17 protein-coding genes are annotated in these 23,804 nt (G+C 40.9%); 9 read left to right on the top strand and 8 right to left on the bottom strand.

Annotated features, from left to right (window positions below; genetic code table 11):
* Positions 1-877 precede the first annotated feature (877 nt).
* Positions 878-1,630, top strand: coding sequence for a transporter substrate-binding domain-containing protein (locus tag EXT43_RS19965; RefSeq protein WP_062564739.1), 753 nt, complete (start codon positions 878-880; stop codon positions 1,628-1,630).
* Positions 1,631-1,648: 18 nt separating this feature from the next.
* On the opposite strand, the gene EXT43_RS19960 is transcribed toward EXT43_RS19965, so the two are convergent.
* The 3 genes from EXT43_RS19960 to EXT43_RS19950 all read right to left on the bottom strand — a co-directional run bounded on the left by EXT43_RS19960 (position 1,649) and on the right by EXT43_RS19950 (position 7,806).
* Positions 1,649-3,154 carry a DUF2235 domain-containing protein gene (locus EXT43_RS19960; protein ID WP_062564738.1) on the bottom strand — a complete coding sequence of 502 codons (1,506 nt, stop codon included), beginning with the start codon at positions 3,152-3,154 and terminating at the stop codon, positions 1,649-1,651.
* Between the two features lie 127 nt (positions 3,155-3,281).
* Complete coding sequence (locus tag EXT43_RS19955; protein ID WP_062564737.1) at positions 3,282-6,803, bottom strand: ATP-binding protein; 3,522 nt, start codon at positions 6,801-6,803, stop codon at positions 3,282-3,284.
* A gap of 52 nt (positions 6,804-6,855) precedes the next feature.
* Complete coding sequence (locus EXT43_RS19950) at positions 6,856-7,806, bottom strand: diguanylate cyclase (RefSeq protein WP_240701548.1); 951 nt, start codon at positions 7,804-7,806, stop codon at positions 6,856-6,858.
* A gap of 146 nt (positions 7,807-7,952) precedes the next feature.
* Between EXT43_RS19950 and EXT43_RS19945 the strand changes: the two genes are divergently transcribed.
* A complete protein-coding gene (locus EXT43_RS19945; protein WP_240701547.1) occupies positions 7,953-9,899 on the top strand; it encodes a diguanylate cyclase in 1,947 nt (648 codons plus the stop codon).
* The gene (locus EXT43_RS20875) at positions 9,838-10,401 is read left to right on the top strand and encodes an EAL domain-containing protein (RefSeq protein ID WP_240701546.1); all 564 of its coding nucleotides are present in this window, start codon (positions 9,838-9,840) and stop codon (positions 10,399-10,401) included. The genes EXT43_RS19945 and EXT43_RS20875 overlap by 62 nt, the downstream gene beginning before the upstream one ends.
* Here EXT43_RS20875 and EXT43_RS19940 read toward each other — a convergent pair.
* From EXT43_RS19940 to EXT43_RS19930, 3 genes are all read right to left on the bottom strand, one after another.
* The gene (locus tag EXT43_RS19940; protein ID WP_062564755.1) at positions 10,398-10,970 is read right to left on the bottom strand and encodes a manganese efflux pump MntP family protein; all 573 of its coding nucleotides are present in this window, start codon (positions 10,968-10,970) and stop codon (positions 10,398-10,400) included. The two genes, EXT43_RS20875 and EXT43_RS19940, sit on opposite strands and share 4 nt — an antisense overlap.
* Positions 10,971-11,055: 85 nt before the next feature.
* A complete protein-coding gene (locus EXT43_RS19935) occupies positions 11,056-13,185 on the bottom strand; it encodes a hypothetical protein (protein WP_130167762.1) in 2,130 nt (709 codons plus the stop codon).
* A 120-nt stretch (positions 13,186-13,305) separates the two neighbouring features.
* On the bottom strand, positions 13,306-14,610 hold the full coding sequence (locus EXT43_RS19930; protein ID WP_130167761.1) for an NAD(P)/FAD-dependent oxidoreductase: 1,305 nt from the start codon (positions 14,608-14,610) through the stop codon (positions 13,306-13,308).
* A gap of 259 nt (positions 14,611-14,869) precedes the next feature.
* Between EXT43_RS19930 and EXT43_RS19925 the strand changes: the two genes are divergently transcribed.
* From EXT43_RS19925 to EXT43_RS19915, 3 genes are all read left to right on the top strand, one after another.
* Positions 14,870-16,804 carry a RecQ family ATP-dependent DNA helicase gene (locus tag EXT43_RS19925; protein ID WP_130167760.1) on the top strand — a complete coding sequence of 645 codons (1,935 nt, stop codon included), beginning with the start codon at positions 14,870-14,872 and terminating at the stop codon, positions 16,802-16,804.
* Positions 16,805-16,923: 119 nt separating this feature from the next.
* Positions 16,924-17,634, top strand: coding sequence for a HipA family kinase (locus EXT43_RS19920; protein WP_062564731.1), 711 nt, complete (start codon positions 16,924-16,926; stop codon positions 17,632-17,634).
* Entirely contained in the window at positions 17,631-18,476 is an 846-nt protein-coding gene (locus tag EXT43_RS19915; protein WP_062564730.1) for a DUF3037 domain-containing protein, read from the top strand. Before EXT43_RS19920 ends, EXT43_RS19915 begins: the two co-directional genes overlap by 4 nt.
* 56 nt (positions 18,477-18,532) lie before the next feature.
* Here EXT43_RS19915 and EXT43_RS19910 read toward each other — a convergent pair whose 3' ends face one another.
* Both EXT43_RS19910 and EXT43_RS19905 read right to left on the bottom strand, forming a co-directional pair.
* The gene (locus EXT43_RS19910) at positions 18,533-19,900 is read right to left on the bottom strand and encodes a TrkH family potassium uptake protein (RefSeq protein ID WP_130167759.1); all 1,368 of its coding nucleotides are present in this window, start codon (positions 19,898-19,900) and stop codon (positions 18,533-18,535) included.
* Positions 19,897-20,556 (bottom strand): TrkA family potassium uptake protein, encoded by a 660-nt coding sequence (locus EXT43_RS19905; RefSeq protein WP_054553462.1) that lies wholly within the window; start codon positions 20,554-20,556, stop codon positions 19,897-19,899. The genes EXT43_RS19910 and EXT43_RS19905 overlap by 4 nt, the downstream gene beginning before the upstream one ends.
* A gap of 177 nt (positions 20,557-20,733) precedes the next feature.
* On the opposite strand from EXT43_RS19905, the gene EXT43_RS19900 reads away from it, so the two are divergent.
* From EXT43_RS19900 to EXT43_RS19890, 3 genes are all read left to right on the top strand, one after another.
* Entirely contained in the window at positions 20,734-22,038 is a 1,305-nt protein-coding gene (locus tag EXT43_RS19900; RefSeq protein WP_240701545.1) for a DUF4118 domain-containing protein, read from the top strand.
* The gene (locus EXT43_RS19895) at positions 22,031-22,699 is read left to right on the top strand and encodes a response regulator transcription factor (protein ID WP_062564727.1); all 669 of its coding nucleotides are present in this window, start codon (positions 22,031-22,033) and stop codon (positions 22,697-22,699) included. Before EXT43_RS19900 ends, EXT43_RS19895 begins: the two co-directional genes overlap by 8 nt.
* A gap of 94 nt (positions 22,700-22,793) precedes the next feature.
* Entirely contained in the window at positions 22,794-23,696 is a 903-nt protein-coding gene (locus tag EXT43_RS19890) for a diguanylate cyclase (RefSeq protein ID WP_240701552.1), read from the top strand.
* The last annotated feature ends 108 nt before the right edge of the window (positions 23,697-23,804 follow it).

The following is a 23,804-nucleotide window of genomic DNA, read 5'->3' as shown; positions in this document are numbered from 1 at the left end:
ATCTTAACTGTATCTGTGGTGTCTAACGACTCTTGAACGACTTTTATTTTAAATTCGAGGGAATATCTACGCTGTGACTTTACTTTCATGATTACTGACTCCAAAAAGGTGTCTACTTTTATGGAGTCAGATCAAGCAGCGGCTTTATGCCGCGACAATTAAAGTGAAATGTTTGAAATTTATTTCGCGGGAGGAGTATTTAAACCACTAAAATAACTTGTAGGTCGGGCTTTAGCCCGTTTATGTTAACGGTTTTGTGTCGCCATAAATGACGACCTACTCCGCCTTCAGCGGTCAGACGCGCGAAACAAGTTTCACGCCTACGGGGGAAACATCAGGCGCTAGGTTTTAGGCGCTAGGACGCGATGTAAAATCGCTGGCTTTTAGTCGTTAGAGGTCAGATATTAGATGTCAGTCGATCAGTGGGGTTGATTAGGTCGTGTGCTTTTCTCAGCATTTGAACTGCACATTTTTAGGGTAGGTTGGGTCGAGCGGAGCGATACCCAACATAATCCATGTAAACCTTTTTATTTTAAAAGATAAACCAATCAATCAAACGCGATGTAAAATCGCTGCTACAGACTCGTATCTCGTACCTCGTAACTTTACTCTTTCCCTTTGAAACTCGCTAACTTAAGACATTTCCCGGCTAAAGCCAGTCCTACGGGGGAAATAATAGACGCTAGGCTCTGGGTTCTAGGATGCGATGTAAAATCGCTGCTACAGACTCGTACCTCGCACCTCGCACCTCGCAACTTTACTCTTTCCCCTTGAAACTCGCTAACTTATGGTTTCCCACATCACACATTGGTCTTTCAGACATTATCAACCATACTTGAATAATATGATCTGTAAGTATTTAAACTAAGGTGGCTTAATGGGGTTAAAAGCGCTGTTTTTACTTGTTGTTGCTGTATTGAGTAACTCGGCTTTTAGCTGCGATAAAACCCTAAAAGTGGGGATTAGTCAGCAGTGGGCACCTTATGCTTTTAAGCAAAATGGCAAGCTTACTGGCATTGATATTGATGTGGTTAATTTAGTGCTAAAAGAGGCAGGATTTTGCGCTAAATACGTTGTTATGCCTTCATCTAAACGCGGCTTTGCAGAGCTTAAGCACGGTAAAGTCGATTTACTACCCGCGGCAAGCTATAGCACAGAACGTGACTCTTTTAGTTTCTTTTCCAAGCCTTACCGTAATGAAGTGATGCGCTTGTTTTGGTACCCGCATGGCCGGTTAGAATCTCTTGATTTACAAGGGCTGCTCGAACATCAGCAAGTTATTTTAACTAACAGTGGTAGTTACTTTGGCCCTGACTTCACTCATTTTAAAGAAGACGCAAAATATAAAGAACAACTCGTTACTGTGTCATCTTTGCGTCAGCGTCTCGCTATGCTAGTTGCTAGGCGGGTCGATTTTTTTGTTGATGATGAACTAGCTGGTTTATATTTAATTCAAAAAAATAATCAGCAGGGTATCGAGCTGCATCCGTATATTGTCAATAATGACAGCGTTTATTTTATGCTGAGCGAAACAACCCTTTTAGCAGAAGACAGAGCGGCTATTAACTCAGCAATTTTAAACAACCAGCAAGCGATAACGGAGATCATCGCTCGCTATGTTAAGCAATAAACTATCCCAAACACTAAACTATCCTAAACGAGTCACGCGCAGTTTAATACGCCCCGCATTCGCCCCATAAAAGCGGTTTAGGTCGTTGGCAAACGGGCAAAACTCGCCTGATTTAGCAATACGAATATCAGCACCCTCAGCAATTTCAAACAAATGCTCATCGTTGTTATCGATAGCGCCAATCAACGCAAACCATTGTGCGTGCGGTAATCGTCTAAACGGTTCAAGCACGGCCATCGGGATTTCTTTCACCCCTAGTTGAATATTGTCACGGTGCCAGCCTGCAGGGCCACAACTAATGCCATCGTCATACCAAGTTTGCTCTGGGTAAGGCATAAATCGGTACGTACCACCTTGCTCTAACATTAAGCCTGTGTGGTTGTATTTTTCAGCGCCATAAACAAACACATCTTTACTTTCGTCTACGCTCAGCACCGTCATATTTTGTTTATCAAGCGCAATATGCGGGCTTAAACCCTTAAAGCTTAAGCGAGTTTCGTCATTATAAAGTACGTCGTAGTGAAGGCTCTTTAACGATTCAGGGCGATAGCTTGTTAAACGATTAATACGCTCTGCTACTGTGTAATGAATAGTTGGCGTGAGCGTGCTTTGTTCGTTATCAACCAATACACAGCATTCGCGATCTACCAGTTTAAACAAAGGGTTAAACCAAAAATAGTTTTGCTGATGGCTTAGTGCCAATGGATCTGGTGTTACGGTGACATCATCTTGAGCAATGAGATTACGATGCTCTTCTGGGAGCAAGGTGTTGTAATTGATATCCGCACTGGTAAGTAAGTTTAATGCAACGGTTTGTTCAATCAGCCACTCAATTGCATAGCGCAGGCAAATGTCGGCTAAACCATCACGATAATAGCCGCCACCCACATCTGAATGAGCGCCCGCAAACCAGATCTCTTGCACATGCGGCGCACTATTAATAAGTGTGGGTTCAAATGCACGGCGCTTTTCATCAAGTGCTACGCAATGAAGGGCTGCTTTTATATTGCTTGCAAGTGTGTAGTTTTCAAAAATAACGTGCTCAGCACCGCGGGTTGCTTTTGTTACTTTTGAAAAACCAATAGATGCAACGGTATCAAATACACATAAGTAAACATCATCACTAATAAGTGGCTCTAAACATTTGGCAAAGCGCCTAGCAAGGGCAGCACCTCGGCTAAAACCAGTCAGAAGTATTTTATCACCTACAGTGTAGTAGCTTTTAAAGTCGCTCATAGCACGATTTAAAATGCTGGCAACATCATCGCCTCTTGGTGCAAGGGCTTGATTAAATAAACGTCGAAAGCGGCTACCTTGGGTGCCTATACCCTGATAATAAAAGCTAAGTTGGGTTGGAAATGGTGTTTCGGGTTCACTATTGAGTGCGCCACCAAAAAGTAAATGAAGTTTAAGAATATTAGAAATACTGGCGTCTTCTTTGAAGTGTGCAGCGCTGAATTGTTCAGCATCACGAGGTTCGCTGCCTGTGCCATCAAAGTTGAAAATCAGCGTTTTAGCGGTCATAGCGTCATTCCTTTAGTGGTTTGTATAAACATACTCCCACTTTATGAAAATTAGAAGACAAATATGCGGCGCTTTAATGAAAAATGGGCTTTGATTTTCAAAGCCCATTTATTTGCTATTAATAAAATTAGCCGACTCTGGCTACGGTATGCTTTTGTAAAATTTCTAACAGAACCTCATAGTCTTTCTCGATTTCGAGTAGCTTAAGTTGAATATCTTTTAGCGTATTGCCCTTACTTGCGGCCAGCACCTCAAGCTCAGTAAAGTGCTGGTGCAATTTGGCTGCGCCCACATCGCCACAGGTCCCTTTTAGGGCATGGCTGGTGGTTGCAATCCCATGGTAATCTTTGTCTTTGATTGCTTGTGTTAGTAGCGTTATTTTTTTATGTGAGCTTTCTAAAAACATCTTACTCACTTTGTTTAATAGTACTTCGTTATTCATTAAGCGACCAAGGGCTGCTTCGCGATTCCAATGCTGTTTTTCTTCATCGATTAATTCTTCTTGCTGTAAAGCTTGCGATTGATTTACCTCAGACACAGCAATCGTTTTTGGCGCTGTATGATGTTTAGGGTACGTTGATGCAACCCATTTTGCTGTGGTGGTGATGAGCTTATCGGCACTGATTGGTTTTGTGATGTAGTCGTTCATACCTGCGTTTAAGCACTTTTTACGCTCACCGAGCATAGCATTGGCAGTCATAGCAATAATAGGAATGTCGCTATGGTGCTCTCCACCAGCCCCTTTGCGTATTTGTGCTGCTGCATCATAGCCATTTAGTACAGGCATTTGGCAATCCATCAAAACACAATTGAATGGGTCGCCATCTGCTGCATTTGCTAATATTTCAATGGCTTGCTTACCATTCGATGCCATTTCAAAGCGCAGCGCCAAGCTCATTAATGTGCCTTTGGCAACTGCAGCATTAATATCGTTATCATCAACAATGAGTACTTTAGCGCCTGCAATATCAACATCAATGTGAATGTGCGTATCTGTCTCGCGGCGCATTGGCATTGTATCTTGAGTTGGCTGTTCTTGGATGAGTCGTTCATCAGCTAGTTTAAGTAAAAACTCAGAGATAAGCACAGGTTTAGATAACCGCGTATAGGCACAGAATTTAGCTTGTGGTGGTGGTTCGGTTGGGTTTATAAGCACCACTAATTTAAAGGGCAGGCTATAGTCATAGGTATTTTCACTAAAGCTATCAAGTTTTGCGAGTAACGGATTGCCAGGCTCTAAAATTAGCGTATCAAAGGGCATGTTATCGCTTACCTCAAAGCTTTCTAGGTCAACATTCGTGAGCTGTCCACCGCAATGAGAGATTAGTTTTGTTAGGCTTCGTTCAAGCTCAGGTTGTTTGACCGACACAGCAAAAACGCTGTCTTTTAAGCGGCTGCTTGGTTGGCGTTCTTCTACATTTTGGCTGTCTAACTGAATGGTAAATGTGAAAGCACTCCCTTTCCCCTCGGTTGATTCAAAGGATATGTGTCCATTGAGTAAACTAGCTAGTTGCTTACATATCGATAAACCAAGCCCTGTGCCCCCATATTGTGCGGCCACACTGTTATCGGCTTGGGTAAAAGCACTAAACAATTTATTTTGATTTTCAGGCGCAATACCAATGCCAGTATCTTGAATTGTGCAGCATAGCTCAACGTTATCATCGCTAAGTCGTTTGCTTGTGGCGGTAAATTTTATAAAGCCTGTTTTAGTAAATTTGATCGCGTTATTTATTAAATTGGTAAGCACTTGTGAGTAGCGATGAGGGTCAGTAACAATCGAGCTGTACTCAACATCGGCAATATCTAAAATAAATTCAAGGTTTTTCTCTTGTGCTTTAACAGCCATGCTGCCACTTAAGCTTTCAAAAAAATTAATAGGGTTAAACGCTTTTTTGTCCAAGTCGAGTTTGCCAGCCTCAATTTTTGATAAATCAAGAATGTCGTTAATAAGCACATTTAAGCTATTAACGCTTACCTCGGTCATTTCTAAATAATGTTGCTGTTGGTTACTTAATGACTCTCGTTTAATTAAATTAAGTGTGCCGATAATGCCGTTTAAGGGAGTACGCATTTCATGGCTGATATTGGATATAAAAGCGCTTTTAACTTGGCTGGCTTTTTCGAGCTGGGCAGTTCTTTGTGCGACTTTAATTTCGAGTTCGTTATTTATTTGCTTAATTTTGTCGCTCGCTTGCTTTTCAACGGTAGTGTCGCGAATGAGGATGGCTGAGCCGTTGTGTTGATGATGTTCATCAAAAATAGCTGAAAAAGCGAGTGCTAAATGAGTTGTTTGTTGATTTGATTGCTGGTAGTCGACTTCAATTTCATGTTGCTTTCGTTGGCTTTTAACCTCGTTACATACCTCTTTAATATTAATATTTGGAAATAGGTTCAGTTTGTTTATATCAGCGCCTAGAACTTGTTCCCGTTGAAACCCAAACAGTTCAGTGGCCGCTTTATTCCAACTAGACACAAGACCAATATCACTGACCGCAATAATGGCATCTTTTGAGCCGCTAATAATGGCTGAAGATACTGCTCTTGCCTCGGCAAGCTCACGATTACGCTTTAAATTCCGATGTAAAAATCCAAGCACAAACACTAAAAAAGCAGAAACACCCAGCAAAAAAACATAGGTGCTGATCCTCTGTTCGCGCTCCATCACATTAATTTCAGAGTGAGGAAGCATAATGTGGGCATCTATAAACCCGGTTTCTAAATCCCCAGTAAGAGGTATGCGTTTACTTAACGCTTCGTATTGTTGTTCACCAGCAAAGTTAGAGCTAATGCTGAGTATATTTTCTAGATAGGCGGGTTCAGATTTATACACTGAGTCCCAACGTTTGTTTGGCGCTAAGTCGCGACTAAAGCGTAAGTCTTCATTTGGGTGAACTAAAAAGTAGCCTTCGCTGTCTGTTAGGATCAATGAGTTTGGTGCTTGTACCATCGCATTAAGAGATGCAAATAGGTGAGAGGTGTTAATGTTTGCAATAATCAGCCCATAGCGCTGCATATTTTCATCAAAAATGGGTAAGGCTATTCGCAGCATAGGCTTATATGGATAATCGAGCTTTCCATATTCCCGGTTAAGTGTTATTGCTGATAAATACATATCACCCTGTGGTAATTGCGAACTCTGTTGGTAGTAATCACGGCCACTTTTATCCTGTAACTGATTATCGGATTTTACAACTATGCCACCGGCAGCTCTGTCTACCCTGATAAGTTCTTGTCCTGCTTGTTGTGTACTGATGATACGTAATTGCTCGAATTCAGAATTTGATTGTAAAAATGCAACGAATATCGTTTCTAAACGTTTTTTCCATTGCTCTGAGGTAGTGTTATCAAGAGGGTCGTTACCACCATTTGCTGCAGCTCTGGCAAGTCCTGCTATAGGTGGAGTGGAATATAAAAACTGTAAATCGTTTTTATATTTATTTATTTTTTCATGGACTTGCACATCTACGGTAGCGCTTGATTCTCTCAGTCGTTCAGCAACACTGTTATTAATATTTTTATGAAGTTGTAGTTCGAAAAAGAAGATTGCTGAGCACATAATTGCGGCTATAAAAGCAATCGCTAATGGTATTAAAAAGCGTCCTTCAGATGTTGTCGTTTTTTTCTGGTGTAATACTTCGTAATCCATGGCTCAGCCCTCCATACCGCAAACGTGAGTCGGTAGTAAGGTTTGATTTAGCTTAAAAGCTAAAACTGGGTTCAGCAAGTATGCAAACACAGCGGTTTCTCCCTTGATGCTTGGCTTGATAGAGCGCTTTGTCGGCACTGCGAATTAGTTCGTCAGTGTCGATGGCTTCATGCCCAGAAAATGTTGCGCTACCAATACTAATAGAGAGGACTCCAGAGGTTGCATGTGGGTGTTCAATATTTAGTTCACGAATGTTTGCCAATAGCTTATGGGCAATAAATTGTGCCCCTTGAATATCGGTGTCTGGCAATACACATAAAAATTCTTCACCGCCATAGCGGATAGTGGTATCAGTTGGGCGGTTAACACTTTTTTTGATTTCATCAGCAACGCGTTTTAGGCATTCGTCACCTTGTTGATGGCCAAGAGAGTCGTTGTACTGTTTAAAGTAATCAATATCGAGCATTAATACCGAAAGGGCTTTATCGTTTCTGATGGCTAAACGAATGTTTTGATCAAGGGTGTTTTGTAAAAATCGTCGGTTGTTTAAACCAGTGAGGCTGTCGTGTTCACAAAGGTTTTTGAGCAAATCAGCTTGTTTTTTTAAGGTCAAATGCGCTTTTACGCGATTAAGTAATGTGACGCCATAAACCGGTTTTGATACAAAATCGACGGCGCCTGCTTGCCAGCAGCGATTTTGGTCATCTTGATCCATAATAGCGGTAATAAATATCACCGGAATATCTTTGTATTGGGAGTGTTTTTTTAATTGCTTGCAAACATCTAGGCCGCTCATAGTACCAAGCATCACATCAAGCAATATTAAATCTGGCTTAACGGTTTCGCACAGGTGCAGCACGTTTTCACCGCAATCTGTAGTGTGAGTTTTATAGTAGGGCGAGAGCAAACTTTCTATTACGGTTGTATTAATTGGTTCATCATCAACAATCAAAATAACAGAATTATTAAGCTTTAAATCTGTGCGACTAGCTACCGGTTGCAAACTATTCCCTCCACGCGATAAATAAATCATAGACCGGATTTTGGGATTTTCTACAACTTAAGAATTAAAAAATTATTTTTTATGTTGGCGCGTCTGCTGAGATAGGACTAGAGTTTTTTTAAGTACTATTTACAGAGGCGATGGATATGCTTTTTTCTCATCATGAAAATTCACACAATAAAGTGCTTGTAGTGGATGATGAGCCGACTAGTTTGATGATTATGGCCGAGTCGCTTAGCGACCTTGGTGAGATTGTTTGTTGCGATAATGGCACTCAAGCAATTGAGAAAGCAGTTTTCTTTCAGCCAGATGTGATTTTGCTCGACATTGAAATGCCTGGCATGAATGGCTTTGAGGTGTGTAAAAAACTTAAAAACAACCCTAAAACCGCGCAAAGTCATGTGATTTTCGTTACCTCTCATAATGAGCAAATTTTTGAATATCAAAGTTTTGCAAGCGGTGGGATTGATCTTATTCATAAACCCGTTGATTTGAACATTTGTCGCCTGAGAGTACAAAACCAGTTAAAGCTTAAACACCAAGAGGCGCAAATACTGGCTGCAAAAAATGATATTTCGACACTCGTTGCGCAAGTACCTGTGTATATATCTTACTGGTCAAATACCGAGGAAAACCTCTTTAGTAATGATGAAACCAGCCATTGGTTTTCAAAAAGCAGCGAGCAAATGTTAGGTTGTTTCGCTAAAGATGTATTACCAGATGAATTGTATGAGGCTTTTCATCGCTGCTTGACTAAGGGCATAGAGCAAGAAGTTTTAAATATTCAGTTGCCTAGCCCTCGCAATAAGATTGAATATGTTAGAGCGCAAATAAATTTAAGAATAAAAGAGCGAGAAGTTGTTGGTGTTATTCTTACTCTTTCGGATATCACCTCAATTACCCATACAAAAAAACTGCTATCGAATGAGTCTGAACGTTTACGGGTTATGCTTAATTCTATTGGTGATGCCGTAATAGCTACAAATAATAATGCAATTATTAACTTTATGAACCCTATTGCTGAGCGATTAACAGGTTGGCACGCTGAAGAAGCAAAAGGGCGTCATATTGAAGAGGTAATGAAGCTCGTTGATGCAACATCTAACAAAACACTCGTCAATCCTATATCTGTTGCTTTAAAAGAGCAGCGCATTGTTGCTATGGCGTTAAATAGTCAATTAACTGGGCTTGATGGGCGAGTATATAGGGTAGAAGATTCAGCTGCGCCAATACGTGATATTGAAGGTAATATCATTGGCGGTATTATCGTGTTTCATGATGTCAGTGAATCAATCGCGATGGCAGTGAAAATGAGCCATTTAGCTAATCATGATTTACTAACAGACTTGCCTAATCGGGTGTTATTGCATGATAGGGTCACTCATGCATGTAAAGTCGCTATGAGCATGAAAAAGAAAGTGGCTTTAATGCTGATTGATATCGATCACTTTAAGTACTTAAACGATACCCTAGGTCATCATCAAGGCGATTTAATTATTAAACATGTGGCTAAGCGCCTTGAGTCTCTCATCGATTTAAATACCACGTTAGCTAGAATTGGCGGCGATGAATTTGTAATTTTATTACCTGACGTGCAGAGTACTTCTGTGGTCGATGCCATTGCCAGCGATATTATTAATACTATGAATGAGCCGTTTCGTATTGATAGCCAAGAGTATATATTATCGGTCAGTGTGGGGGTGAGTGTTAACCCTGCGGACTCTACTCAAGCAGAAGAGATGATGACTCATGCCGATGCAGCCATGTACCGTGCGAAAGAGCAGGGGCGTAACCGTTTTTGCTATTACTCCGATGACTTAGAGTATCAATTTAAGCAGCGTCAAAGCGTTGAAAAGCTCTTAAGACATGCTATTGAGCAAGATAAGATTGAGGTGTTTTATCAGCCGAAACTAGCGCTTTTGACAGAAAAAATTATTGGTGTTGAAGCCCTAGTGCGACTGAGAGATGACGAGAATAAGCTAATTTCACCACTGGATTTTATACCCCTTGCAGAAGAAACAGGTCTTATTCATGCTTTGGGCCAGTCAGTGCTTAAGCAAAGCTGTAAAGCGGCTAATAGAGTGGGCCGATAAAGGGCATAACATAAAGGTTGCCGTGAACATTGCAGCAAAACAATTTACCGATGGTAATTTTTGTAATCTCGTTGCTGATACCATTGAACAAGCGGGGCTTGCCAGCGAACTGTTAGAGCTTGAAGTAACCGAAAGCGCGTTGATGCATGATTTTGAAGAAATAAAAATGATGCTTAATAAGCTCTCTGACTTAGGGTTAGCCATTGCCATTGATGACTTTGGTACGGGCTATTCAAGTTTGTCTTATTTAAAACTCTTTCCCGTGGATGTACTCAAAATAGATCAATCTTTTGTGAGAGATATGCTCACCGATACACAAAGTATGGACATTGTTAGAACCATCACCAGCTTAGCGCATACCTTGAATTTGCAAATTGTGGCTGAAGGTATTGAAGAAAAGCAACACTTAAATAGTTTAATCGATTTAGGCTGCGAGCTTGGGCAAGGGTACTATTTTCATAAGCCCATGCCCAAAGAAGAGTTTGATAAGCTGTTAGGTTAAGCCATGGTGTGGCTGTATAGGATGCCACAGCCGATAAAGATAAGTGCAACACCACCGATTGCTTCGGCCTTTTTGCCAACCCAGCCACTCATTACGTTACCAAGTAGTGCGCCGATGGTAACCATAATTGTGGTTGCTAGGCCTATCATGGCGGCTGCTAAGTAAATGTTCACTTTCATGAAAGCAAGGCTAATACCTACTGTCATGGCATCGATACTAGTGCCAACAGCGGTTAGTAATGTGGCAATGAAAGAGCGTTTGGTATTCGGGGCAAGTTCTTCTTCATCGTCGTCATCTTCTTTACGACTCTCAAGCAACATATGAACACCTAAACCCACTAACAACACAAAGGCAATCCAGTGATCAAAGGCTTCAACGTAATCTGCACCAGCACTGCCAATTAGCCAGCCAACAATCGGTGCGATAGCTTCGATACAGCCAAACAATAAACCCAGCTTGATTGCACTCAGAACACGAGGATTTTTAAGCGTACTACCTTTGGTGATTGAAGCTGCAAAAGCATCAGTCGACATAGCAAGCGATAAAACGCTTAGAGTAATAATATTCAATTTTTGCGCCCCACAAAAAGTGGGCATTATACGCGGCTAAGCCGTAAACAGATAGGTTAATTTACGGCTCAAATAGGTAAGGAGCTTAATAAGCGCTGTACTGATAGTTATTCATTACAGTGCCACCTTTGGGTGCAAGTTTTGGCTCAAGTTTAATAAGCTCTTCATAAACATCAGGGACAAAAACTTTTAGACGCTCAGCACGGCGAAAGTGGTTAGGCTCATATTGCTCAACAAGTTTTAATGCGCTTGGCATATAGTCTGCGAGGGTTTGTGTGTTATAGCTTTGCTCCAGTGCTTGGTCGAGAATATCAAGCCCAGGTTTAGAAAAATCATGTGCAACTGCAAGGCTCATTAAAAACTTAACTGCTTCTTTTGAATGCATGCTTGCATAAAAATACATATCGTTGTTTTGCATGTCTTTTAATGAAAAATCAAAGCCACTATCGGCTAATGTTTGCCATTGTGCTAATGGTAACTTAGTAAATACAAAAAGATTTTCAGGTGCAGTTGGAGCGACTCTGTTTTGCCAAATAGACGTCAATTGTTGAGCGTTTGCTATTGTTGCTGCAAGCAACATATTTGTCTGGTGGGTACTGAGCTTTGCTGTTTGGGTAATCGTTGCAACAGTACTAAAGTCTTTTTCGACAATTGCTTCTTTAAAGGCTTGATACTGCGTTGAGGTTTGATATTTATACTCATTTGAATGCAAGAATTGCCAATTATGAACTTGTACAGGGTCGATTTCTTGAAGCGTATTGGGAGTTAGTAAGCCTTGTTGCGCTTCGAGCGTTTCTAATTCTTCGAGTGCTTGAGAGCGTGTTTTTATCGCTTCTAGTGAATTGATCCGCTGATCTATCGTTTCACACTCAGGAGTTATTTTTTTGGCTTGCTGTTTTTGTCTCTCATAGGCACTGAGTGCTTTTGATATTGCAGAGTTATCTTTTTCTTTACGTTTAAATGCTTGGTTATTTGGGATTAGCTTTAAATCTTTGAACTGAGAAAAAGCATCATTAGCAACTTGGTCGCCAACAAATAAAAGGCTACTCGGTAAGAATGAAGATTTAAGCATCAGTAGCCTATCGTTCGGTGTGTCGCGCACAAGCTCGCCGTGAGCTCGATAACCTTTATTTTTTAGATAACTTAGTGTTTCTAAGTGTTTGCTCTCTAGTGGCTGTACTTCGCTATTTGAGCTGCCCTTTAGGTTTACAATGGCTATATCCATCGCTGTAAATACATTTGGCTGATTAGTGGGCTCAATACCTCGTTCACTTAACAACTTTAAAATTGGTACGTTAAATTCACTCACAGCCACATCAGCAAGGTTTAAATACAATTGTTCATCCATAAAGTCATCACTCATTGCTGTAGGCGAGCCGCCTAGCTGTGCTGTTTGAGAGATGAGGGCTGTTAAATAATCATTAGGTAAGTTGCTTTTTAAAGCCACAGCAATGTCGTTAACAGTAAACTCTTTGCTGGATATTGCGTTTTCAAACTCAGTCAAACTAAGCGCATGAGCATTAGCAAGAAACAAAATAGATGGTGAAATGAGCCGTGATGGACCGATTTTAAATGGTGTTTTTAAATAGGTATTAAAATCATCGTTGTTATCTAATAGTTTGTACAATGCTGTTTTGTTTACTTGCTCAGGTAATGGAACATTAAACATCATTGAACCTGTATTTTGACTAAGGGGTCCATTAACTGCCGTTAGTTGGTTGATTGTATCAGCATCAAAATAATCAATGACCTCAAGTCCTTGCCAGCTTTTTAGTATGTTAACAGATGAGGCATATTGAAATTGCTGTTCTGCATTCTCTTTGATGGCGTTAATAACTAAGGTATTAAATGAACGGTAAGATATTTTCACAAGCTCTGAATAACTTAAAATATCTTCAAGAGAGTCACCGTCTTTTAATGCTTGTTTAATCGCTGCCTCTATTTGACTGTGATCAGCTGCAGCTTGAGTGGCTTTTAAACTTTGTTGCTTACACTGGTGTTTGGCTAGCTTGAGCTTAGCCAGCTCTGATGCTTTGCTATTTGGCAGGCTTAATGGTTCAAATAAACTCGTAGCGTTATTTTGTTCAGCGACAGTAGCAGAAGATGTCGAGACTTTGTTGCTTATCGCTTCGATGGGAGTGGGTTTATCTAATATCAGGTAAGTCCCACAGGCACAAAGCCCTGCAAAAACGGTTAGTGAAATACCTTTTTTCATATTCAATCCATGGATTTATTTTGCCTGAAGTGTATGGCTTTATATTTTGATGTCAATGACTTGGGGACGAAGTGCACAAATAGCCGACAAACAACTAATTTGCCGGCTTTATGCTGTAGCTTAATGCAGTTTCATTTTTGGCCTAACAACGCGTAGTACTTTTTCGCTGATCCACAGTGCAAAGGTTTTTGCACTGCCATGGATGGCACGTTGATGCATACGATAGAGCGAAATATACATAAATCGCGCTATTTTACCCTCTATAAAAAAGCTATTACTGGTTAGGTTGCCCATTAAACTGCCTACTGTGCTGTAGCGTGACAAGTTAACTAAAGAGCCATGATCACTGTAGGTAAAGGCACTCAGAGGCTGGTTTTTGAGTGTGGCTATAAGGTTTTTTTCAACACATTGCGCCATTTGATGAGCCGATTGCGCTCTGGGTGGCACTTGCGTGCCATCTTCTTGAGTAAATGCACAGCAATCACCAATCACAAAAATATCGTCGTTAACGCTACTTTGCAGATATTGGTTCACCTTAATTTGGTTATTGCGGGTAAGTTCAAAGATACCAATGTCTTTAATGAAATCAGGGGCTTTTACACCCGCAGCCCAAACCATAATATCGGCTTTGATATGTTCATCGTTTTTGGTGATAAAGCTGTTTTCTGTGGCCTCTTTTACTTGCGTGCCTTCGCGCACCGTTACCCCTAATTTAACCAGTTCACGCTTAGCTGAGTTTGCAATACGCTCTGGTAACGCGGGTAAAATTCGCGGCCCTGCTTCAATTAAATCAATGTGTAAGCGTTTAGCGGTCATTTTATTCAGGCCATACATTTTCAGCATGTCTGATACATGATAAAGCTCTGCCGACAGCTCAACCCCGGTTGCACCACCGCCGACTATAGCAATGGTTAAAGAATGCTGTGGGTCGTCATCTTGATGTAAACGGGTGAAGTTATCGAGTAGGGCATGCTGAAAGCGCTCAGCTTGTTGGTTTGAATCAAGGTAGAAACAATGCTTGTTAACGCCTGGGGTATTAAAGTCGTTACTGACACTGCCTATAGCAAGTACTAGGTAGTCATAACTGACTTGGCGCTCAGGTAAAATACGGTGGCCAAGTTCGTCTTTTAACTCACTTAAAGTGATGGTTTTGTTGGTTTGATCTAAGTGGCAAAAGCTGCCGAGTTGAAAATTATAATGATGTTTTGCTGCATGAGCTGAGTATACAACGCCGTCTAAATCGGCATCAATCGACCCCGTCGCTACTTCATGAAGTAACGGCTTCCAAATATGGCTGCGGTTTTTATCGATTAAAAGTATCTCTGCTTGGCGTTTTTTCCCGAGTTTGTGTCCTAATTGTGTTGCTAGTTCTAAGCCACCAGCGCCACCACCGATTATCACGATTTTAGGAGGTTGGTTAATCATTACGTTGCCCTCAAAAGTATAATACCTAAACACTCTTGCGAAAAAGCGCTTAGGTATTGTAAGTCCATCCATCAATACCCCATGGCAACGCGTCCATTGTGCGCCTTTTTACTGATTTTGTCAGTACCTGTTAAGAACAATATAGTGCGCTTAGTTATATCAATGGCCTTGGGAGATTGAGTTAAACACGTTAACATGGCTAATTCGCAGTAAGAGACCTATCATTACCTGAAAAGGGAAATGAAAGTGAGGGATCAGGATGACTACACCACTACACACTTCGTTGAATCAATACTTTGGCTTTAATGAGTTTCGCCAAGGTCAGCAACAAACCATTGAGCAGTTATTAAATCAGCAATCGTCGTTGGCAATTTTTCCAACTGGCTCGGGTAAATCTTTGTGCTATCAATTAACTGCAATGCACCTACCTAATTTGACCTTAGTAGTTTCGCCATTATTGGCACTGATGAAAGATCAAATCAGCTTTTTAAATAGCAAAGGTATTTACGCGGCAAGCCTTGATTCAAGCCAAACCAGTGAGCAAAGTCATACGGTAATGAGTGATGTGCGAGCAGGAAAGGTGAAAATTTTAATGGTCTCAGTTGAGCGTTTTAAGAATGAGCGCTTTCGTGAATTTATTAAACAAGTGCCTATTTCGATGCTGGTGGTTGATGAAGCGCACTGTATATCTGAATGGGGTCACAACTTTAGGCCTGATTACCTAAAGCTGCCGCGCTATCGTGAAGAGCTTAATATTCCACTGGTATTACTTCTCACTGCTACAGCGACTAAAAAAGTAAAGCGCGATATGTGCGAGCGTTTTGCTATTGCCCCAGAATGTGTGGTGCAAACTGGCTTTTACCGCAGCAACCTCGACTTATCAGTGCTCAGTGTTGCAAGCCAAGAAAAACCTCAGCAATTAGCCAGTATTATAGCCAGCCAACAAGGTGCTGGGATTGTTTATGTCACCTTACAACATACCGCTGAGCAAGTAGCAGAAGGCTTGGCAAGAGCGGGCTTTAATGCGGTGGCTTATCATGCAGGCCTTGAGGATGATAAACGCTGGCAAATCCAAGATGATTTTATGGCGGGTAAAATCAATATCGTTGTGGCAACCATTGCTTTTGGAATGGGCGTTGATAAGTCTGATATTCGCTTTGTGATCCACTATGATTTGCCAAAATCGATTGAAAACTATAGCCAAGAGATTGGCCGTGCAGGGCGAGATGGTGCGCCGTCAAACTGTTTTACCCTAGCAAACCTTGATGGCTTAAATACCGTTGAGAACTTCGTTTATGCCGACACTCCCGAGCAAAGTGGGATTGACTATGTCATTAATAACATTCGCAACGAACAAACGAACAACCAGTGGGAAATGCAAGAGTACAGCTTATCGAGCGAAAGTAATATTCGTGCTTTAGCGTTAAAAACCTTACTAGTACAGTTAGAGATGCAAGGGGCTATTACGCCTTTATATGCCTATTACGCCGATTTTAAATATAAGTTTTTAACGGAGCAAAACGAGCTACTTAGCCAGTTTGATGCTGACCGACAAGCGTTTTTACAACAGGTATTCAAACACACTGAGTTTAAGAAAATTTGGGGCACACTTAATTTTGATGCGTTAACCCGTGCCACTCAAGTTGATAGAAAGCGCGTGGTTGCAGCGCTCGATTATTTGGCCGAAAAAGGTCATATTGCCCTTGAAACTAAACGTATTACGCAAGTGTATGAGGTGAATAACTCGGTAATAAGCCACGCAGATTTAGCACTGCAACTTCACCAATATTTTATCGAAAAAGAGCAGGCCGAAATTAAACGTATTGCCACTTTAGTACGCTTTTTTGAGCTAGATAACTGCTTAAGTTATAACTTAGCCCGCTATTTTGATGATCAGAATGCACCCCAGCAATGTGGCCATTGTTCAGTATGTAGGGGCCAGCAGGTAAAACTTAGTTATTCATTAGTGCATCAAATGCCTGAGCAAAATGTGATTGCCAGCAAAATTGCTGAGCTTAAACAGCACTTAGCCGCTAAAGGGATTAGTGATGTCAGCATCGACACCCAGTGCCGGTTTTTAGCGGGCATGAGCGTGCCTTTATTTACCCGCAACAAAGTCAGGCAGCTTTCAGGTTTTGGCCTTTGTGAACAGCAGCGCTACAGTGATATTAATGCCTTGCTCCAGCAGTTGTAGCGGATAGATTAATGTTTAATAAATATTTATAGTTTGAAATATACAAAAACGTGTATAAAGTTTATTCGCGAAATAAAATTATACTTTCTATATAAGGCTTTGAGTTTTTAAGGATATAAATGTTAGCTGTTACGGAAATTGTCAGACAATTTAAACAAGGCCAGACGACACCATTTTTGTGTAGGACTGAAAATGATGAGCAATACATTGTAAAAGGTGCTCGTGCTACAGCTAAAGGGTTGGTTAAAGAGTGGATTGCTGCGCATTTATGTAGAAGTTTTGGTTTACCTAACCCTGATTATGATCTCATATATGTTGATGATGCACTTGTTGAATATGGATATGATGATCTTGGTCCTGGTATGTGTTTTGGTTCTAGATTCATACCTAATATTCAAGATGTTACATTTGCTGAGTTGGAATTTTTATCAAATGAACTTTTAAGAGATCTCTATATTTTTGATTATTGGATAAAAAATGATGATAGGAATCTAACAAGCCTTGGAGGTAATCCAAATCTGTTCTATGAGCCCTTAAAAAAAGAAGTTTATGTACTCGATCATAATTTGTCTTTTGAACCTAATTTTTCTTTAGAGAAGCATAAAGAATTACACTTAGGCAGGTCAGCTTGGAATGATCCGCAGTTACCACTTTGGAGCCGGGTTGAGTACGAAGATAAGATGGAGGCTTCATTAAAAAATATTGATGCTGTCATAAACTCTTTACCTGAAGAATGGCTTGAATATTATGATTTAGATAGCATTGAGAGTGAAATAATCGTAGTATTAAAACAATTTAAATTGGCAAAATTTTGGGAGGATATAAGATGAAAAATTTATGCAAATACTCAATCATACGTTTTATGCCTTTCAGTGAAACACAAGAATTTGCCAATGTTGGAATATTATTATTCTCTCCAAAAACAGGTTTTGTTGACTACAAATTAGCACCTAAAAGCTTTGGTCGAGTTACAGAATTTTTTGACGATTTAAACGGTGAGCTTTATAAAAGTGCTTTAGTTACTTTTGAAAAAGAATTAACAAGAGTGAAAAGCTTAGGCTCTAGGTTTTATGGCGAACAACAAGTTAAGTTGCTTGAAGAAGTTACTCGGTTCAGGGAAGGGATTGTTAGTTTTAGTGAGACAAGAGCTGTACTGCATGAAGCTCCTCAAATCGCACTTGAACAGCTATATAACAAGTATATAGCCAGAAACTTTGTGACTAAAGAGTACCGCGAACAGCAAATGGTTAAGGCTCTAAGACAAGATTTAAAAGATAATATCAGGGGCGTGCATTATACTCAGCAGAAATTGCCTGCTGGCTTGGGTGTTCAAATTGATATTCCTTTTGTAACAAAAGGAAGTCAAATTACTAAAGCAATAAAGCCATTGTCTTTTAATCAAACAAAACCATTAGCATTAATAGAACACGGTGAACAATGGATAAATCGCGTTAGGCGATTAATTCAGGCTGGAGCTATTGAAGCACAAAACATGCTATTTACGCTTGAGAAGCCCAAAAGCCAAAAAACAGAGTTTTTAAAAGCATACGATGAAGTTACTAATGAAATGAAAATGCTTAATACAAAATTCACTCTCTTTGAAGATAGGAAAAGTATCTACAGTTTTGCTACTAGTTTTGAAGATGAAGAATTTAAGTTAATTTCTACTTAGAAATTCCAAATAAAGTCCAAAGGCAACCTTTTCTTGGTTGCCTTTTTTACAGATTTTTAGCCAATTTGAATACTGGTAGTAGGGTAGGTCAAAGGTTGGCTGTGCTGGCGAGCAAAACAATAAGCAAATGTTAATGGCCCAACCCGACCTATCAACATCAGCAATATGATGATGAGCTGACTAGGCGCACTTAAATCCCCAGTAATACCTCGCGAAAGACCTACGGTACTGAGTGCCGAAATTGCCTCAAAGGTAATATCAAGTAACGACCCTTGTTCAAGCTTGGTGATGATCATAATGCTGGTAAAAGCGATAAATAAGTACAGTATCATGACGCTTAATGCCTTGATCACTAACTTGTCGCTCAGCTGACGGTTAAACACGGTGACCGTGGTTTGCTGTTTTAAATAGCTGCGCATCGCTAAAATTAGGATCACAAAGGTGCCTAGTTTTATGCCGCTCGCGGTGCTGACTGAACCACCGCCAATCACCATCAGCAGCATAGTCAAAAGCGTTGAATCTTGACTCAAACCATCAATCGGTAGGGTATTAAACCCTGCGGTACGAGGTGTCACCGTTTGAAACCAAGCCGTTAATATCTGCTCAGACGTTGATAGCGGCGCTAATGTCGCCGGATTGGCGTGTTCAAAGAAAAAAATCAATATAAATGCGATGCAGTTGAGCACTAAGGTGGCAATTAACACCAAGCGGGTATTGGTTGACAGTAATGACCAGCGTTTTTGTTTGTAGATATCAATCAGCACCGTAAACCCTAAGCCACCTATGATAAACAAAGTGGTGATCACCAGGTTTACGGTTATATCGCCTTTGAATGCCGATAAGCTATCGCCACTTAACGCAAAACCCGCATTATTGAACGCCGAAATCGTATAAAACAGACTGTGATAGGCGCTTTTTAGTGCGCCGTAGTCATCGAACCAACTAATAAAGAGTAAGCAAAATGCCACCGACTCAATCACTAATGAATACACTAAAACATACTTAGCAACCTTGATCACCGAGGTTAAATCGTTAGTGTCGAAAGCGCGACTGGCTAGTAAGCGTTGCTGTAAGCCTAGAGTTTTTCCTAAACTTAATATTGAAATCACCGCCACTGTCATAAAGCCAATACCACCTATTTGAATCAGCAGCATTACTACGCTTTGACCAAATACAGTCAGATCAGTACCTGTGTCGATGACCACCAGCCCTGTTACTGTAACCGCAGAGGTTGCCGTAAATAATGCATCGAGCCAACTGATCGGTTGGGTGCTTGCCATTGGCAGCATAAGCAAGCTCGTGCCGAGCATAATTAACACAATAAAGCCGATAGTGAGCACTAATGGTGGGTTTATTTTTTGCCGCTTACGGCACTTTACACCGCTAAATTGTTTAGGGTAAACGTTGGCTTGCCAGTTAATCATAATGCACGAAACCGTTTTGCTAATTTAGTTAAGTAAGTTTTAGAGCCCAGTAGCACCAAACTATCGCCGTGGCGCAGTTCGGTGTCGTTAGTCAGCTCTGTATTGAAATAATCATCACGTCGTAGTGTGAGTGGTTTAATATCGCTATTACGCTCTTTGAGTAGCCAGCCAATTTTGCGACCTGAAAGCTGTAGATCAATGCCTAGTTCAACAATAAACGTGGATTGGTTAAGCGGGAAATATTGATTAACCATTGGGTAGTTAAGCGCTTGTGCAACCCTTACGCCCATTTCTTCTTCAGGGTGAATGATACGGTCAACGCCGAGTTTACTTAGTATTTGATGGTGGCTTTTAGTACAGGCCTTTACCCAAATTTGCTTTACACCTAAGTTTTTTAAATGCAATACACATAAAATACTGGCTTCAATATTCTCGCCAATGGCCACCAATACGGCTTGGCAACTGGGTAAATCGAGCCGTGCTAATTGTGTTTCATCACTGGCATCAACCACCACGGTAAAACTAAGTTGGTCGGCATAGTGATTAACGGTGCTTTCGCTTATATCGGCGGCACACACTGTATGACCTTGTTTTGAAAGTTCTAAACAGGCGGTTACGCCAAAACGTCCTAATCCTATAACTGCAAACTGAGCCATTGTCTTTCTCGCTATTGTGGGTACGCGCTAAATGCTAATAGCAAAAAAACAGAAGTCTTTAGAGAGCTTGAAAGCTTTATAAAGATTTTATGCTGAGATAAAAAAACTTTATAAAAACTTTATGGTGACAAAACTGAAAACCCTTTAATCTAATAGGGACAAAAAATAAGTGAAAAGATGATGCAGTCAGTATTCAAAATACAGTATTTAAAAGCCGCATTTTTAAGCGTGTTGATGCCACTTGTGGTGGTGCTCGCGATATTTCCGTTTCGAGAACTGTTTACAACCACTGATATTGTGATGCTACAGCTGCTGTGGGTGACCTGGGTTGCGGTGCGCAGTAATCGTCGTGTTGCTGCGTTTACCACCTTAGTAAGTGTCGCCTGTACTGACTGGTTTTATGTGGTGCCGTATTTTACTTTTCATATCGAAAATATTGAATATGTGGTCACCTTTTTGGTGATGCTGATTGTGGGTTTAGTCATAAGCCACCTAGCCGGGGAGCTCAATACCAAGGTTCGCGATGTGCAAGCACATGCAAGTAATAGTCGCTTATTGTATGAGTTAGCAAAAAAGCTTAATGATCTCGATAGCCTTGAGGAGCAAAAGCAGCTGTTTTTAACAACCATGGCCGCGCATTTAAAGGTTGCGTGTGATTGGCAGTTAGTAGCCTCTAAGCAGTTTATTTATTTAAATGAACAACAAGCTGAATTTGGCGGCATCGCGTTTGCCAAAGCACTTAATGCAGAGCAACAGGCTTTGGCGAATACAGCGTGCTCTTTACTGTATCAGGTTCAAGAAAAAACCTTACTACGCGAGCAATCAGCGGCGATAAAAGTACAGGCGGAGCTAGAGAGGTCAAAAAATACATTATTACGGAGTTTATCCCATGACTTACGCACGCCATTAGCGACCATTATGGGCGCATCAAGCATGTTGGCTGATGATGATATCCAACTAGGCTCTGAGGTTATCAAAGAGCAAGTTGCTAACATTTATGAGCAAAGTAAAATACTTAACCAGCACTTTGATAAAGTCATGGAGCTCAGTAAAGTGAATAAGTTAGCTGAGAATATTAAATGGCAAAATCTACCCATTTTGACCTTAATTAGCGAAGCTAAATCACGCCGTCAGCAACAACTACAAAACTTTAAACTGCATATCGAAGCTCAGCAACAAAGCATCTGTTTTGGCGATGAAACCCTACTGGAAATTGCCTTTGCCAATATGCTCGAAAACGCAGCTCGTTACGGAGATGGTTCGGCGAACATGCAATTTATTGAAACACAAGACGAATACCAAATTGTGTTAACTAACCCTTTTGCTAATAAGCACGAGACGAGTCAAGATGAAGGCGTTGGCCTAGGGAGTGTTATTTGCGATGTGGTTGCTAAATGTCATCAGGGGCGCTTTGAATTAACCCTCAATGAGCAGACAAAGCAGGCAACAGCTAAATTAATTTGGAGTAACAGCCGTGGCTAATATTTTGGTTTTAGAGGACTCACCGCCTCTGCAAAGTTTTTTAAAAACACTGCTCAAAGCAAGTAACCATGAAGTCAGTGTGTGCGCGAAAGGGCTTGATGCGTTTGCACTTTTAAGCCAGCAGCAGTTTGATTTAGTGCTGCTTGATTTAGGTTTGCTCGATATGGATGGCCAAGATTGGCTGGTGGAGTTTAGGCAGTGGAGCCTGCTCCCTGTTTTGGTACTTTCTGCACGCGACGGCGAAACAGAAAAAGTCACCGCCCTTGATAACGGCGCTAACGATTACCTGACCAAACCATTCAGCGCAAACGAATTACTAGCACGTATTCGGGTGCTACTGCGTATGCAAACAACACCAAGCCTGACCCTGCAATGTGGCGATATTCACATCGACCCACATAAACATGTGGTGCGTAAAGGTGCTGAAGAAGTCAAACTAACTAAAAAAGAGTACGCTATTTTGCTGTTGTTATTTCAGCAAAAAGACAAGGTATTAACGCATAACGCTATTTTATCTGAGGTGTGGGGAGAGCAGTATATTAATCGCCCTGAATATGTGCGTGTACATATTGGTCAGTTAAGACAAAAGCTTGAGCAAAATGCGGCAAGCCCTAAACATATCTTAACTGAGCCCGCTGTTGGTTATCGATTAGTCGATTAAGCCATCTATTTCTAGCGCTTTAGGTTGAGTTTGTAACTTACCTTAGGTACTGTTTTAGGAAATAAAATAATAAGCGGAAGTCTTTTCATTGGCTATGCATCAAAATACCGAGCAGGGCATTAATTCTCTGTCGAATACACAGCTTGAAGACGTGATTGCAGAAATCGAGCAGGCCATTGAGTGGCACCAGTCATGGTATAGAAATTTATTAAGGTGCTTAATTGCAGACATACCTGCAGATGAACAAGACTTAGCAGATAATGCTCATAACCTTTGTCGTTTTGGGCAATGGTTTAATAAGCTACCCGAACACACCATAAGTCTTCACCCTTACTTTTCTGAAATCGCTTGTGCGCATCAAAAGATGCATCAAGGTGCCAAAGTCCTGTTATCGTTAAAAGAGTCTAAGTCCGTTATTCCGGCTAATTTATTGGACCAGTTTCATGCCGATTTAGATAGCTTGCATGAATTATTTGAAACCCTTATCGATGAATTCTCTGAATTGCTGCACACAAGAGACCCTTTAACGGGTGCATCAAACCGAACAAATTTAGTTGAAAACCTACAAAAAGAGCATGAGCTTTGCAAACGTAAATCGCTGAGCTGCGCACTGATAATGATCGACCTTGATCACTTTAAGCAAGTGAACGATGAGTTTGGCCATGCTGCGGGCGATAAGGTATTAATAGCCCTTGTTAAATGTATTAAATCTCACTTAAGGAAGTACGACCAACTATATCGCTATGGCGGTGAAGAGTTTTTAGTCTGCTTACCCCAAACAGAGCTAGAAGGTGCCAAATCACTTTCTGAGCGATTAAGAGCTGGCGTTGAAGTTTTAAAAATTGAAATTGGCAAAGGTAAACACATCAATGTGACAGGCTCATTTGGTGTTTCGTTAATAAATGCCGATGACGATATCGAGGCGGCAATCGAAAGGGCTGACGAAGCCATGTATCAGGCTAAAAAGTCAGGCCGCAATCGAGTGTGTGCGGCTTAAATGGTAGCTGCGCTGACTTATTTGATAATATTGGTGAAGTAAAAGTATGGCTGTAGTCCACCTTCAACGCTTTGCGACAAACAAAGGTACAGGAAGTACCTTTGTTTA

The organism is Pseudoalteromonas sp. CO109Y (genome assembly GCF_004208935.1).
Lineage (GTDB): Bacteria > Pseudomonadota > Gammaproteobacteria > Enterobacterales > Alteromonadaceae > Pseudoalteromonas > Pseudoalteromonas shioyasakiensis.
The sequence above is the reverse complement of the archived record's forward strand: the minus strand, read 5'-3'. Positions and strand labels throughout refer to the sequence as shown.

Coding starts and splice junctions, on each gene's coding strand:
- EXT43_RS19965 (WP_062564739.1), top strand. CDS start 878: ATGGGGTTAAAAGCGCTGTTTTTACTTGTTGTTGCTGTATTGAGTAAC.
- EXT43_RS19960 (WP_062564738.1), bottom strand. CDS start 3,154: ATGACCGCTAAAACGCTGATTTTCAACTTTGATGGCACAGGCAGCGAA.
- EXT43_RS19955 (WP_062564737.1), bottom strand. CDS start 6,803: ATGGATTACGAAGTATTACACCAGAAAAAAACGACAACATCTGAAGGA.
- EXT43_RS19945 (WP_240701547.1), top strand. CDS start 7,953: ATGCTTTTTTCTCATCATGAAAATTCACACAATAAAGTGCTTGTAGTG.
- EXT43_RS20875 (WP_240701546.1), top strand. CDS start 9,838: ATGCTTTGGGCCAGTCAGTGCTTAAGCAAAGCTGTAAAGCGGCTAATA.
- EXT43_RS19935 (WP_130167762.1), bottom strand. CDS start 13,185: ATGAAAAAAGGTATTTCACTAACCGTTTTTGCAGGGCTTTGTGCCTGT.
- EXT43_RS19930 (WP_130167761.1), bottom strand. CDS start 14,610: ATGATTAACCAACCTCCTAAAATCGTGATAATCGGTGGTGGCGCTGGT.
- EXT43_RS19925 (WP_130167760.1), top strand. CDS start 14,870: ATGACTACACCACTACACACTTCGTTGAATCAATACTTTGGCTTTAAT.
- EXT43_RS19920 (WP_062564731.1), top strand. CDS start 16,924: ATGTTAGCTGTTACGGAAATTGTCAGACAATTTAAACAAGGCCAGACG.
- EXT43_RS19915 (WP_062564730.1), top strand. CDS start 17,631: ATGAAAAATTTATGCAAATACTCAATCATACGTTTTATGCCTTTCAGT.
- EXT43_RS19910 (WP_130167759.1), bottom strand. CDS start 19,900: ATGATTAACTGGCAAGCCAACGTTTACCCTAAACAATTTAGCGGTGTA.
- EXT43_RS19905 (WP_054553462.1), bottom strand. CDS start 20,556: ATGGCTCAGTTTGCAGTTATAGGATTAGGACGTTTTGGCGTAACCGCC.
- EXT43_RS19900 (WP_240701545.1), top strand. CDS start 20,734: ATGATGCAGTCAGTATTCAAAATACAGTATTTAAAAGCCGCATTTTTA.
- EXT43_RS19890 (WP_240701552.1), top strand. CDS start 22,794: ATGCATCAAAATACCGAGCAGGGCATTAATTCTCTGTCGAATACACAG.